13 protein-coding genes are annotated in these 13559 nt (G+C 72.2%); 2 read left to right on the top strand and 11 right to left on the bottom strand.

All coding sequences use genetic code 11. The annotated features are described in order from the left end of the window. Positions 1-169 precede the first annotated feature (169 nt). From D9R02_RS09285 to D9R02_RS09305, 5 genes are all read right to left on the bottom strand, one after another. A complete protein-coding gene (locus D9R02_RS09285; protein WP_019310864.1) occupies positions 170-1324 on the bottom strand; it encodes a glycosyltransferase in 1155 nt (384 codons plus the stop codon). Between the two features lie 22 nt (positions 1325-1346). Further along, positions 1347-2300 (bottom strand): DMT family transporter, encoded by a 954-nt coding sequence (locus D9R02_RS09290; RefSeq protein ID WP_019310863.1) that lies wholly within the window; start codon positions 2298-2300, stop codon positions 1347-1349. Positions 2301-2567: 267 nt separating this feature from the next. After that, positions 2568-3434: a phage holin family protein gene (locus D9R02_RS09295; protein WP_029603507.1), complete on the bottom strand. Its 867-nt coding sequence runs from the start codon at positions 3432-3434 to the stop codon at positions 2568-2570. 111 nt (positions 3435-3545) lie between these two features. Continuing rightward, the gene (locus D9R02_RS09300) at positions 3546-4385 is read right to left on the bottom strand and encodes an ABC transporter ATP-binding protein (RefSeq protein ID WP_019310861.1); all 840 of its coding nucleotides are present in this window, start codon (positions 4383-4385) and stop codon (positions 3546-3548) included. A 2-nt stretch (positions 4386-4387) separates the two neighbouring features. Continuing rightward, on the bottom strand, positions 4388-5503 hold the full coding sequence (locus tag D9R02_RS09305; RefSeq protein ID WP_121242029.1) for an ABC transporter permease: 1116 nt from the start codon (positions 5501-5503) through the stop codon (positions 4388-4390). A 212-nt stretch (positions 5504-5715) separates the two neighbouring features. Between D9R02_RS09305 and D9R02_RS09310 the strand changes: the two genes are divergently transcribed. After that, on the top strand, positions 5716-7098 hold the full coding sequence (locus D9R02_RS09310) for a sensor histidine kinase (protein WP_059281060.1): 1383 nt from the start codon (positions 5716-5718) through the stop codon (positions 7096-7098). Beyond that, positions 7095-7718 carry a response regulator gene (locus D9R02_RS09315; RefSeq protein WP_039101417.1) on the top strand — a complete coding sequence of 208 codons (624 nt, stop codon included), beginning with the start codon at positions 7095-7097 and terminating at the stop codon, positions 7716-7718. Before D9R02_RS09310 ends, D9R02_RS09315 begins: the two co-directional genes overlap by 4 nt. On the opposite strand, the gene D9R02_RS09320 is transcribed toward D9R02_RS09315, so the two are convergent. The 6 genes from D9R02_RS09320 to D9R02_RS09345 all read right to left on the bottom strand — a co-directional run. Beyond that, positions 7711-8793: a pyridoxal-phosphate dependent enzyme gene (locus tag D9R02_RS09320; protein WP_220700420.1), complete on the bottom strand. Its 1083-nt coding sequence runs from the start codon at positions 8791-8793 to the stop codon at positions 7711-7713. The genes D9R02_RS09315 and D9R02_RS09320 overlap by 8 nt on opposite strands. Continuing rightward, on the bottom strand, positions 8790-9656 hold the full coding sequence (locus D9R02_RS09325) for a GHMP family kinase ATP-binding protein (protein WP_310793821.1): 867 nt from the start codon (positions 9654-9656) through the stop codon (positions 8790-8792). Before D9R02_RS09325 ends, D9R02_RS09320 begins: the two co-directional genes overlap by 4 nt. 53 nt (positions 9657-9709) lie before the next feature. Further along, positions 9710-10966, bottom strand: a complete 1257-nt coding sequence (locus tag D9R02_RS09330; protein WP_201024626.1) for an MFS transporter — start codon at positions 10964-10966, stop codon at positions 9710-9712. Next, entirely contained in the window at positions 10963-11829 is an 867-nt protein-coding gene (locus D9R02_RS09335; RefSeq protein ID WP_259463941.1) for a Rossmann-like domain-containing protein, read from the bottom strand. The genes D9R02_RS09330 and D9R02_RS09335 overlap by 4 nt, the downstream gene beginning before the upstream one ends. Next, positions 11826-12791 (bottom strand): ABC transporter substrate-binding protein, encoded by a 966-nt coding sequence (locus D9R02_RS09340; RefSeq protein WP_070636445.1) that lies wholly within the window; start codon positions 12789-12791, stop codon positions 11826-11828. The genes D9R02_RS09335 and D9R02_RS09340 overlap by 4 nt, the downstream gene beginning before the upstream one ends. Positions 12792-12997: 206 nt before the next feature. Then, positions 12998-13559 (bottom strand): ABC transporter ATP-binding protein (locus tag D9R02_RS09345; protein WP_121566801.1); only part of this gene is annotated, 562 nt, incomplete at its 5' end.

Below are 13559 nucleotides of genomic sequence, written 5' to 3' on the forward strand. Positions count from 1 at the left end.
GATGTGTATAAGAGACAGCCCCAGGATCTGCGCCCGGTGACCGAGTGCGGCTCCACGGTACCGCACGCGGTGGGCGGAACAGGTGCATGCGGGACCCACGCATGATGCTGGTTTCCCGTGCAGGGGAGTTGATCAAACGGGGGTGGGCCTTCCCCGCCGCCCCGTGTCCTCAGCGGCTGGCGCCGGCGTAGATCCGCTCGAAGGTGTCCAGCGTGCGCGCGAAGGAGTGCTGGGCCACCATCTCGTGGCTGTGGGCGCCCATGGCGCGACGCTGCTCGGGGGAGGCGTCCAGCACGAGCTGCAGCTTGGCCGCGAGGTCTGCGGGGTCCCCCGGCGTGAACAGGTAGCCGTTGCGCCCCTCGTCCGCGAGGTGCGGCAGCGCTCGGGCGTTGGCGAGCACCACCGGGGTGGACGCGCTCATGGCCTCGAGGGTCACCAGGGACTGCAGCTCTGCGGTGCCGGGCTGGCAGAACACGTCCGCCCGCAGGTACGCGAGCCGCAGCTCCTCATCGGTCAGGAACCCCAGGAAGTGGACGCGGTCCGCCACTCCCCGCTCGTGGGCGAGTGCCACGAGGCGGTCCCGCTGCTCCCCCTCCCCCACGATCTCCGCGTGGATGTTCTTCTCCCGGGGGATCAGGGCCAGGGCGTCGATGAGCTCGTTGACGTTCTTCTCCACCGCCAGCCGACCGCAGAACAGCACCACCAGGTGGTCCGGGTGTCGGATCTCCTCGCCCGCCGCGGCCTCGTAGTGCCCGGCCTCGATGCCGTTGGACACCGCGACCGCACGGTCCGGCACCCCGTTCTCCACCATGGTGCGCACCGCGAGCGGCGTGGGGGCGGTGATCACGTCGCAGTGGCGGAACACCCTGGCGATGTCCCACCAGGAGACCTTGCGGTAGCCCCGGATGAACCACTCCGGGAACGGCAGGAAGGGCTCGATGTTCTCCGGGATGAAGTGGTTGGTGCCGACCACCCGGATGCCCCGGCGCGCCGCCTCGCGAATCATCAGCCGGCCCAGGATGTAGTGGCACTGGGCGTGGACCACGTCGGGTTTCAGCTCGTCGAGCAGCCGGGCCACCTCCCGCTTGATCTCCCACGGCAGGCACAGCCGGAAGTACGGATGGGTGGCGGCGTGGTGGGAGCGGAACCGGTGCTCCGTGATGCCGTGGTCCTCCATGGTCCGTGAGGCGCCGCGGGTGGGCATGGGAGCGGCCACGTGGACCTCGTGACCGCGTTCGAGCAGCCCGTGGGCCAGCCTGCGACCGAACTGCGCCGCCCCGTTGACGTCGGGCGGGTAGGTCTCTGCGGTGATCAGAATCTTCAAGGCGTTGGGTTCCGTACGTAGGTCACTGGTCGGCGTGGCCGGTCCGGCGCTCGGCCGAGGCGGCCCGGGGACTGGTGCCGCTCCCCTGGCCCCGGGTGCCGTTGCGAGCAGCGGCTCGGCGCGTGACGACCTCCGGGTGGTACCGGGAGAGCAGGACCACGCCGACTATAGCAATCAGACCTGCCACGCCCATGCCCGCCCCCAGCACACCTGTGAAGGTGGGCCCGGCCTCTCCCAGCACTGCCAGCCCCAGCGCCACGCCCACCATGGGGTCCACCACGGTGAGCCCCGCGATGACCAGGTCCGGAGGCCCGCACGAGTACGCGCACTGCACCATCCAGCCCCCGAGCGCGGCCGCCACCACGACCATGAGCACGCTGAGCCAGTTCACGGCCGCGATCCCGCCGTCCCCCACTGCCGTGACCACCAGGCGCACGAGCACCGCCACGAAGCCGTAGAGCACTCCCGCGCAGAGCACGTAGAAGATGCTGATCCGGTGCCGGCGCACGAAGATCTCCGCGATGCCCATGAGCACCACGAGACCCACCAGCATGAGCACCACCAGCCGCTCCGCCTCCGGTCCGGGCCGGTGCGCGGGATCGGTTCCCGCCACGGCGCACACCACGAAGCCCGCACCACCCGCGGTGCACAGGGCCACGGCCAGCCACGTGCGGCGGTTGAGCGTCAGCCCCTCGTGGCGCGCGTGCAGCAGCGTGGTGATCACCAGGGCCACGACGCCGAGCGGCTGCACCACGGTCACGGTGGCCAGGGCGAGGGCCGAGACGTTGAGGAGCATCCCCAGCACGAGCAGCCCGGTCCCCGCGAGCCACCGCCGGTTGCGCAGCAGCGTCAGCAGCGCCCGGGGGTTCAGAGCTCCGGAGGTGTGGCCCGTGACGGCCCGGGACTGTGTCTGCGTGCCGACCGCCAGGCACACCGCCGAGGCCAGCGCGAGCGCGACCGCCACCCACTGGTTCATCGCAAGCCTCGCTGGGACGTCACGGTCCCATCGTAGGGTTCTCAGCCAGCCACACGCTCCGGGCACACGCCGACGCCGCACGGGCACCCGGTCAGACGCCGCACGCGCCACCCGTACGACGTCCCCCCACGATGCGGGCCCGCCACAGTCCCGGACGTGCGCTGTCCCGGACCCGGGGTGTCGAGCCTCCGGACACGCAGAAGGCCGGGCCCCGAGGGCCCGGCCTTCTGTGGACTCATGGGTTCCGAGGAACCGCGAGAGGTGCGACTACTTCAGCAGCTTGCGCAGGAACACGAGGAACGCGGTGCCCGCGGCGGCGGCCACGGCCAGGGGCTGCCAGCGCTCGCTCAGCAGGTCCGAGGCGGAGGTGGATCCCTCCGGGCGCACGCCCTGGGAACCGCCCTTGGAGGCGAACGTGGACTTGACCGACTCCTGGGTGGAGGAGAACGTCCGCGAGGTGCGGTGGACGAAGCCCTGGGTGGCGGACTGCACGGAGTCCACGCGGTTCTGGGTGTCGTCGCGCAGGCTCTTGAGGTGCTCGCGGCGCAGCTTGAGGCGGTTGCGCAGCTGCTCCTCGGTGGGCTTGACCGGCTTGACCCTGTTGGGATCGTTCGCGGCCTCCTCCTTCTCGCGCTGCTTCTTCTGCTCGGCCTCGTTGATGTCGCGCTGCACGCGGCCCTCGTTGTAGGCGGAGCCCTCCTTGACCACGCCGAGGTCGTAGCGCAGGCCGAAGACGGCCTTCTCCGGCATGAGCGGCAGAGCGCCCTTGATCTTGGACACGCCGATCAGGGCGAGGATCGCAAGCACCACCAGGAACACCACGGCGAGCAGCAGCGCCGCCAGCCACGCGGGCATCACGTGCGAGAGCCCGGCGATGGCCGCTCCCACCAGGGCGATCACGGCGAGGCCCAGGAAGATGAGACCCACCACTGCGAACGCGGCGCCGATGCCCAGCTTGATGCCCTTGGCCTTGAGCTCGAGGACGGCCAGCTGTGCTTCGTCCTTGAGCTGCTTGGGCAGCAGCCTGAGGAAGACCTTGACGACGTCCACGATGGACGCCGCGCCCGGCTTCTTGGTGGTGCGAGTTCCTGCCCTGGGTGAGTGGCCGCTGTTGGGGCCCACTGCATGGCTCATGCCGCCTCCGATGAGTACGTGGTGGTGTTCAAAAGGTCAGTCCGCTCCCAAAATACCACTGGCGAGCGCGCGGACAGGCCATGTCCGCGCGCGCCGCCGGTGGCGTGGTGGTCACTGCAGACGGCCGTCCTCCATGGTCACGCAGCGGTCCGCGAGCGGCACGAACTCGGTGTCGTGCGTGACCACCAGGGAGGCCAGACGGAACTGGTGGGTGAGGTTCGCGAGCAGCTCCATGATGGCCCGCGAGCGCTCCTGGTCCAGGGCCGCGGTGGGCTCGTCCACGAGCAGCAGCTGGGGGTCGTTCATCAGCGCGCGGGCGATGTTCACCCGCTGACGCTGTCCACCCGAGAGCTGGTGGGGACGGCGGTCGCCGCAGTCCACCAGGCCCACCTGCTCGAGCAGCTCGTCCGCGCGGGTGCGAGCCGCCTTGAGCTCCTTGCCCCGGGCGCCCGCCACGTGCGCCGAGAGCACGAGCTGCTCGCGTGAGGTCAGGGCCGCGAGCAGATTGGGCTGCTGGAACACCATGCCCGTGTGGCCACGGCGGATCCGGGCGAGCTCCTTCTCCGGCAGCTCGGTGAGGGACTCCCCCGCGACCATCACGGTCCCGGACGTGGGCTTGATCAGGGCGGCGGCCACGGCCAGCAGGGAGGACTTGCCCGATCCGGACGGACCGATCAGGGCGGTCATCTCCCCACGCTGCAGCTCAAGGCTCACGCGGTCCAGGGCGCGCACGGTGCGCGGGGTGCCGTCGTTGGCCGTGCCGTCCGGGTACTCGAGGGTGACCTCGCGGACGCTCAGCGCGGGAGCGGCGTCGCCGGCCGACTCGCCCTGGTGCGCGTCGCCCTGCGGGTGGCGGGCGGCGTCGTGCTCGTGGCGGGGGTCGTGGGCTCGGCCCCGGTGGTGCTCGTGGTGCTCGGCGCGGTGGCGCGGTTCGGACTCAGCAGCATGCATGATCAGTTGCCTCCCAGGGCAATCATCGGGTCGACGGTGGAGACGCGGCGCACGGCCAGCAGCGAACCGAGCAGGCCGAGGACCAGCACCCCGACCACGGGCACGGCCACGCTGGCGACGCTCAGCTCGAAGGGCACCGCGGAGCCCGCGAGCATTCCGCCCAGCAGGCCCAGGGCGCCGCCCACCAGGACGCCGACGGTCAGCACCACGGCGGCCTGCACGAGCGAGTCCACCACCACGTACTTGCGGCCGGCGCCGAGTGCGCGCAGCACGGCGATGTCGCGGGTGCGCTGGATGGTCCACACGGTCAGGAAGGAGATCACGACCATCGCGCTGATGCCGTAGAGGAACGCCTGCATCATGAGCAGCGATCCGCGCTCGGACTGGTAGGCGGGCAGCGCGGCGAGCGAGCCCTTGGTGTCCAGGGCCACGGTGTCGGAGTCGCCCGGCACGTCCTGGGGGTAGTCGGCGGTGGTCAGGGCCAGAGCGGTGGCCTGCTCCTCCGGGGAGGTGTGGGCCACGGCCGGGTAGTCCTCCGTGCTCATCCACGCCACGGGGACGTGGCTGTAGTACTCGTCCTCCGTGATCCCGGTGGCCTTCAGGCTGGTGCCGCCCATGGAGACGGTGTCCCCCACCGAGACCTTGAGGTCCTGGGCCAGGGTCTCGCTGAGGACCACTTCTCCCTTGCCCGGGTGGGTGGCCCCGGAGGTCGCGGTCAGGCCGGGCGCCAGGGAGGTTCCCGGTTCCAGGGCGATGCCGGCCACGGCGGTGGTGTCCGTGCGGGCGGAGTCTCCCTGGGACTGCGTCCCGCGGCTCGCGCTCGTCTGGGTGATGCCCAGTCGTTCGACCTGGTCAGCACCCACGGCGTCCTCCCAGGTGGTGAGCTGCTTCTCATCGATCTGCGAGGTGGTGAAGGACGGCGTGTCCGAGTCACCCGGGGGTGCCTGCAGGACGATGCGCTGGGCTTCGAGACGCTCGAGGGCGGAGGTGTTCTGATGACCCAGACCGTTGGTGAGGCCCGTGAGCAGGACCAGCAGCAGGGTGATGAGAGCCACGACCGTGGCCAGCAGCGCGAACCGGCCCTTGGCGAACGTGATGTCCCTCAGGGACAAGAACATGGGAACTCCCCTGACGTAGTTTTCTGGACTGTTCCCAGTCTCGTGCGCCGCGGTCCGACGCGGATCGCCAGCGCGGTTGAACCGGGCCGCGCAGAGGGTTGATCCGGGAATCAACCGATCGGTTGATGCCCTGCCGAGCCACCTGCGTACCATGACCACGGAGTCGGCCACTCCTGCCCCCGTTCCCCGGCCGCCGTCCAGGAAGGCAGATCGTGCGTCAGGAGTTGTCCACCCCGGCCCTGCTGCGGGTCATGCGGGTCACCCTGCACCTGAGCTTCGCCGCGCTGCTCGGTCTAGCGGTGCTGCGCACACTCATGCAGCCTCCAGGAGACGGTGCCACCACGGCGGTGGTGCTCGTGCTCTCCGCCCTGCTCGCCACGACCTACGTGCTCGGCACCACGGTGGAGAACCGGGTGGCCGGCGGTCGCGCGAACCCGGCGCGGCTGCGCTGGACCCCCGTGTGGCTGGGCTCCGTGACCGTCCTGTGGATCGCCCTGGCGCTGCTGAGCCGGGACTTCGCGTGGGTGGTCTTCCCCCTCTTCTTCCTCTACCCCGTGCTGCTCCCCCCGGCGGTGGCCCTGGTCAGCATCGTGGTGCTCACCGGCGTGGTGGTGCTCTCCCAGCTGCTGCACGTCCCTTCCGGGACCTTCACGGCACCCATGGCCGTGGGACCGAGCATCGGCGCGGTCGTGGCGGTGCTGGTCAGCTACGGCTACCGCGCCCTGTACCGGGACGCCCGGCGCCACGTGAGCGTGATCCGCCAGCTGGAGTCCACACGCGCCGAGCTCGCGCGCCGCGAGCGCACCGCGGGCACCATGACCGAGCGGGAACGGCTCTCCCGGGAGATCCACGACACCCTCGCGCAGGGACTGACCTCGATCGTGCTCGTCTCCCGCGCGGCCCAGCAGGCCCTGTCCCTGGACGATCGAGAGGTGACCGCCGCGCGGCTGGCCACGATCGAGGACACCGCCGCCGCGAACCTGGCCGAGGCCCGGCGGTTCGTCCGCGACCTCGCCTCCCCCGCCCTGGACGAGTCCCTCCCGAGCGCGCTCGCCGAGGTCTGCCGCCGCACGGAGGAGGGCTCCCGTGCCGCCGGCACGGGGCTTGCGTGCGAGTTCCGTGTGCAGGGGACGCCACCCGAACTCACAGACCGGCAGCGCACGCTGTTCATCCGGGCCACGCAGTCCACGCTCGCGAACGTCCTCTCCCACGCCCGGGCCACCCGTGTGGTGGTAACGCTGGAGGGCTGGGACGACGCCGTGGCCCTGGACGTGGTGGACGACGGCGTGGGCTTCGATCCCCGCTCGGTGTCCCGCGCGCACGAGGAGGACTCGTTCGGCCTCTCCCACCTGCGACGCCGCGCGGCCGAGCTGGGTGCCGAGCTCACCGTGGAGTCCGAGCCGGGCAGCGGCACCGCCGTGAACGTGCGGCTGCCGCTCGCGCGGGCAACGTCCCGGGCGGGGGCACCCGCCATCCCGGGGACCGACGACGACGCCGCTCCCCCGGCCCTGGTGCCGGACCGCGGCGAGGGCGACCCTGCGGCGTCGTCCACCGAAGCAGACCACCACCGACCCGGAGGCAGGGCCACCGCATGACCACCAGAGTGCTGCTCGTGGACGACCACCCCGTGGTGCGCGCCGGACTGAGGGCGGTGCTGGAGTCCCTCGGGGACATCACCGTGTGCGCGGAGGCGCAGGACGGGCGCGCCGCCCTGGAGCGGCTGGAGGCACCCGGGCACGGCGTGGACGTGGTGGTCATGGACCTGCAGATGGGCGCCGGGATGGGCGGGCTGGAGGCCACCCGGCGGATCGTCGCCGCGGGCGGACCACCCGTGCTGATCCTCACCACGTACGACACCCAGGCGGACGTGGTCGCCGCCCTCGAGGCCGGTGCCACCGGCTACCTGCTCAAGGACGCGCAGCCGGAGAGCATCGGCCAGGCCGTGCACGACGCCGCGGCGGGACGTCCCGTGCTCTCCCCCTCGGTAACGGCGCGGCTCATGAACCAGGTCCGCACCCCGGGGACCTCCTTGAGCCCGCGGGAGGTCGAGATCCTGCGGGGCCTGGCCACGGGCGCCTCGAACCGGGCACTCGCGAAGTCCCTGTTCATCTCCGAGGCCACCGTGAAGACCCACCTGGTGCACATCTACGACAAGCTCGGCGTGGACAACCGCACCGCCGCCGTGAGCCGCGCTCGGGAGGAGCACGTCATCTGAGGCTGCGGCCCGCCGTCCCGGGGACCGATCCGCCCCACCGGGTGCAGGACCACGGAAGCCGGGGAGTCTCTCCCCGTCGCAGCCGGTGCGGGGCGTACTCCCCTACCGGTGGGACCTCCTCGAAACCGGAGAAGACCTGCTGGACGTACCGGTGGCCGGTGTCCGGGCAGAGCATCAGGACACCCCGGCCCCCCGGCCGCGGCCGCGCGGGCCTCCTGCGCAGGACCTCACCCGCCACGGCGTAGGCCGCGCCCGAGCTGAGGCCCGCGAAGAGGGCGTGGTCCCGGCAGAGGGAGACCGCTCCCGCTCGGGCCACCTCGGCACTGACCCAGTGGATCTCGTGGTAGAGCCCGTGCCGGACGTTGCGGAACTCGATCGAGCTGCCGATCCCGGCGATCAGCATGTCCGGGTCCTCCGTGTCCTGCGACCCGAAGGTCACCGAGCCGAACGGCTGGACCCCCGTGAGGTGCACGTGCAGTCCGGAGGCCGCGAGGCCCAGGGCCAGCGCCCCGCTGGAGGCTCCCGAGCCCACGGGGGCCACCAGTTCCACGGCGTCACAGCCCTCCCGCTGCACCCTGCGACCGAGAGCTCGGGCGAGGTCCTGGTAGCCGCGGTAGTGCACGGCGTCGTGGTACTGCCGCATCCAGTGCCAGTCCGGGTGCTCGTCCAGCAGCTCGCGCACCCGGGCCACACGACGGTCCTGGTCCGCACGCAGGGACCTGGACGGCGGCATCTGCTCGAGACGCACACCCAGCATTCCCAGCTGCAGCCGCAGGGTCTCGTCGATGGTCGTGGACCCCACCACGACGCAGCGCAGCCCCGCCTCATGGCACGCGAGTGCGAGCGCCAGCGCGTAAATTCCGCTGGACGAGTCCACCACGGTCCCGCCGGGGGCGATCCGTCCCTCCCGCAGCAGCCGCCGCACGGCACCGCGCGCGGAGGCCACCTTCATCACCTCGAAGCGCAGGGCGAGCAGTCCAGGTTGCAGGCGGATGAGATCCGGGGCCCCCACGGCCTGGGAGGCGTGGTCCATGATCTCCGGAAGAGGGTGCTGCTCGGCTCGTGGTGTGCTCATGCTCCGTTCCAGACGTGGTCGATCGTTCGTTGCAGGCCCATCGCGTCGAGGGCCGCCCGTGCCTCCCGCGCACGGTGGGCGGCGCGGGGCCGGGTGGCGTCGAGGACGACGGCGCACACCGTGCCGCTGTGGGCGATCTGGACTCCCGCGCCCCCGGTCTCCCGGCTGATCCGCAGCAGCTCGGGCAGCTCCGGTTTGGGCAGCCGGGCCTGGTTGAGCAGGGCCGATCGCGTTGCCGCGCGCCCCAGCAGCGCGGCGTTGCGCTCACTCACACCGCGCTCCAGGTCGCGCAGCATCTCTGCGCACTCCCGGCGCTCACCCGCGGAATAGTCCCGGGCCGCGAGGCCCAGGGTGTCCACGGGCCCGCCGGGCAGCCGGCACCCCACGAGGATCACAGGAGGGAAGGTTCCGGACCAGCGGCGGAGCACACGTGCGTGACGCTGGGCGAAGAGCACCGGCGTGCACCCGTACGCCAGCGGGTCCGAGGCCGTCTCCGCCCGGCGGGCGAGTTCGCTGACCTCCTCCCGGGACAGCCGCAGCCCGCAGCTGTGCTCCACAGCCCGGATGGCCGCGACGACGTCTGCGGTGGACGACCCCATGCCGCACCCCGACGGAATCTCACTGTGTATCGACACCTCCCCTCCCGGTGGGCAGGCCATACCGCGGTCCCGGCACAGTCGGAGGGTCAGCTGGGCCGCGCGCCGGGCCTTCTCGTGTCCCCTGCCGGCCCGCACCCCCGCCCGGCTGCCGGGGTGGAACTCCGCACGGGAGCGCAGCCCGGGAAGAGGAACTGTCACCAGTGCCGGGAGGGATCCGGAATCGCAGGGGAAGACTCCCTGCACGAGTTCCCCGTGGTGGGCCATGCAGTGGCCGCGGCCGGCGCGCCACGGAGCCTCCGAGGCAGCCGGTCCGACGCTCACGACCCGCTCCTGTCGCACGGCTGGGCAGCGCGCAGCGCCCACCCCGTGCGTGCCGCGACCAGTGCTCCGAGCCCGGTCACGAGGGCGAGGGCGGTCCCCGCACCCTCCCAACCGGCCACGCCGAGCCCCGCTCCGGCAACGCTGGCCCCCACGCACACGCCCAAGCTCTGTCCGGCGCCGTTCAGACCCAGCACGGTTCCCCGGTGTCCCGGCGACACCCGCACCAGCAGGGTGGTCACCACCGCGGCGACCACGGCGTGGGAGGCGCCGAGCAGCGTCGTCGCCGCCAGGGCCACCCCCAGGTGCTCCGTGCGGAAGAGCAGCAGGACGGCCGCGGCCGCGACGAGTGCGGCCCCGCACGCGGTCCACGCGGCCCGGCTCGTGGATTCCAGTGAGCCCAGCAGGCGCCCCCCGAACCAGTTGCCCAGGAAGAACGCGAGGCCCGAGAGCGTCCAGACCAGGGAGAAGATCCCCGGCCCCACACCGAAGCGGTCGAAGTACACCACGGCCAGGTACGCGAGCTGCCCCATGAAGGCCGTGGTGCGCAGCGTGGAGACCAGCAGCATGGCCGGCACCCCCGGCAGCGTCCAGACCGCGCGCAGGGCGGCCACGTACCCCGTGCCCGCCGTGGAGTGCGGGACGGCCGGCTCCCCGCGCCCTGTGCCGCGGAGCAGCAGCGCGGCCGTGACCGCGGCCAGAACTGCGGTGGCCACGAGGTCCCCCCGCCACCCCCACAGGGCCGCAGGGCCGGCGAGCAGCGGAGCGGCGAGCACGGCGGTGAGCGTCATCGTGGCCGAGACCTGGGTCGCGGCCCGGCCGGAGGCCGCCCGGTCCTGGAAACGGTCTGCGGCCATGGCCGAGACCGCCGGGTTCAGGACCGCGGTGGCGGCACCGACCAGGAGGCAGAACCCGGCCCAGGACCACACCGATCCGAGCACACCCAGCAGGCAGGCGAGCGCAAGGACGGCGAGCGCCCCGGCCGCCGCCGCGCCGCGAGAAAGCCGGTCCAGCAGCGGAGCGCAGCACAGACCCACCAGCAGTGCCGCCACGCCGCCCGTGCCGCGCAGCCAGCCCATGAGTTCGGCGTCCTGGCCGCTGTCCCGGGTGATGTCCACCAGGAAGTTCGAGTACACCGTGAACGGCACGAGACCCAGCGCGCACGCGGCCAGCAGCGGCAGGATGCGCCTGGTGATCTGGCGGTCGGTGAGCGTGGCCCCACCGGGCGGGTGCGTGCTCGTGGACAACCCGCTCACCGGACCGGATCCTCTGCGCTGCCGGAGCGGCCGTGGGGCCCACCCGTCGCGGTGTACACGTACAGCTGCGTCTCGTCGGCGCTGAACTGGGAGTACGGGAACGGCTCCGCGCTCAGGGCGACGACCCCGCGGCCCAGGAACTCGCGCGCCACGGCGGGTGCCGACTGCGCGTAGATCCCCAGGGGGATCCCCCGCTCGAGGCACCGGGCCCGGATCCGGTCGAAGGTGCCGTTGCCGAGCGTCATACCCGTGGCGAGCACAGCGTCCGCGGTGTCCATGACCTCTTCCATGTCCGGGCTCACCGGGTCTCCCCACTGGGTCCGTCGCAGCGCCAGGTCGCACGGCAGCACCTCTGCACCGCGTGCGCGCAGGGCTGCGACCAGCGGGTTCACCACTCCGATCAGCGCGATCCTCTGTCCGGCTGCCACGGGCAGCAGCTGCGCCACGGTGGCGTCCCGCGCACTGGCCCTGGTGTCCGGGGTGCCGCGAGGCAGGGTCACGGGCCGGGCGCGGGGGTCGTCGCGGTGCGGCTGCCGCGCGGCGAGCCACGCGTCCAGGGCAGCCGTGCGCACCGGCAGGCACGGGTGCTCCAAAAGCTGACGCACGGGCATCCCGGAGAGCTCCGTCAGCTCCGGCGCCAGTTCACGAGCCTCCAGCGCGCACCCGCCGAAGGCCCCGGCCACGCGCACGAGCACGTACTGGTTGCGGTAGAGCGCGCTGTCCGAGGCGAGACGCGTGCCGTGCTGCACGGTGAACACGCTGCGTGCCACCGGCCCGTCGTCGTGCTGGGCGTCCAGGTGCTCGCACGCGAGGGCCAGCAGATCGGCCGTGGATTCTGGTGCCCGCAGCCCCGCCCCGCTCACCGCAGCCCCTTGGACCGCAGGTAGTCGGCGAGCTTCTGGGCGCCGTCCATGTTGCGGGGGCTCGAGACGGCCTCACCGTAGTCCATGACGTAGATGTTCCCGTTCTTCACGGCGGGCGAGTCCTTCACCGGGGACTCGTTCCGGAGGTAGTCGAGCTTCTCCTGCACGGGCTGCTTGTTGTAGTCGACCACTACGATCGCCTGGGGTTCGCTCGTGACCACCGACTCCCACCCCACGGTGTCCCAGCGGGCATCGAGGTCCCTGGTCACCGAGGTGGCCCCGGCCAGTTCCACCATCCCGTTCAGGGCCGTCCGCCGGCCCGCGGTGTAGGGCTCGGAGGTTCCGGAGTCGTAGACGAACACGCGGGCCGGGTTCTCGGGCCTTGGTGCCTCCTGCAGGGCGCGCCGCTTCTCCTGCAGCTGTCCCACGAGCTCCTGCGCACGGTCCTCGACGCCGAAGATCGTCCCCAGATCCTTCAGGTCCTCGACCGTGGCGTCCAGGGGGTCGGGGTCGGAGGTGTCCCCCTGGTAGCCCTTGCACGTCTCGTGCTGCATGTAGGAGTTGATCCCCACGCCCTGCAGGGAGTCCGGGGTGACCCCGCGGGCCTCGCTGAACCCGGCCTGCCAGCCGGCGAAGACCCAGTCCGCCTGAGCGCTGACCACGGCCTCCTGGCCCAGCACGGAGTCGGAGATGGTCTCGGTCCTGCCGTAGTCCTCCTTGTAGGGGGACTTCTCGACCACGCTGCTCACGGTCTGCGGGAGCACGATTCCCCGCATCTGCTCCGCGAGCCCGAGCGAAAACATCTTCTCGATGGCCGAGACGTCGTACGCCACGGCTTTCTGCGGGGTGGGGTACGTGCTGCTGCGACCGCAGTTCTCGATGGTCTTCTCCGCGCCCGACGCCGCGTCCTTCTGGACCTGCGCGCCGCAGCCGGTGAGCAGCAGGCTCGCCACGAGCCCCATGGCCAGGGGCGCGCCGCGTCGGGTCAGGGCCCGGCCACCCCGGGGTTCGCCGCCGTGCACGACGCCGCTCGGCCCGTCCCCAGCGCACCTTGCGCCTCCGTGCGGGGCGGCTTCGCCACCGGGCAGGTGCGGGGGACGGGTCTTGGGCGCGCCGGTGCCTCCGTGTGCACGCTCGACGCCGTGGGGGCCGGAGCCAGGGGGTGTTCTCATGAGGGGTCCTCTCGGTCGATGGGGAACAGCAGATGGGGTGTCCCGGTGTCGGGACGGGTGATCAGCAGGGGCCGCACGCCGTAGACGCGCTCCACGGTGTCCGGGTCCAGGGCCTCGTGGGGCGGGGCGTCGGCTACCACGCGCCCCTCGGCGAGCACCACGACCCGGTCGCACAGCGCGGCGGCGAGGTTGAGGTCGTGCAAGGCCAGCAGCACGGCGGGGCCGGTCCCGGCGGTGCCGCGCAGCGTGCGCAGCAGGTCCGTCTGGTGACGCAGGTCCAGGTGGTTGGTGGGCTCGTCCAGCAGAAGGTACGGGGTGCGCTGGGCCAGGGCGCGGGCGATGAGCACCCGCTGGCGCTCGCCCCCGGAGAGCCCCAGCACGCTGCGGTCGGCCAGGTCCGCCACCCCCGCGCGGGCCATGGCATCCCGCACGACGCCGTTCAGCTCCTCCGCGCGCAGGCGCGGGTTGGCCGCGGCACCCAGGCGCACGACCTCCGCGACCAGGAAGTCCAGCTCGCTCCGCTCGTCCTGGGGCAGCGCCGCGCCCCGTGCGGCCGAG

Source organism: Kocuria rhizophila (assembly GCF_003667225.1).
GTDB lineage: Bacteria > Actinomycetota > Actinomycetes > Actinomycetales > Micrococcaceae > Kocuria > Kocuria rhizophila.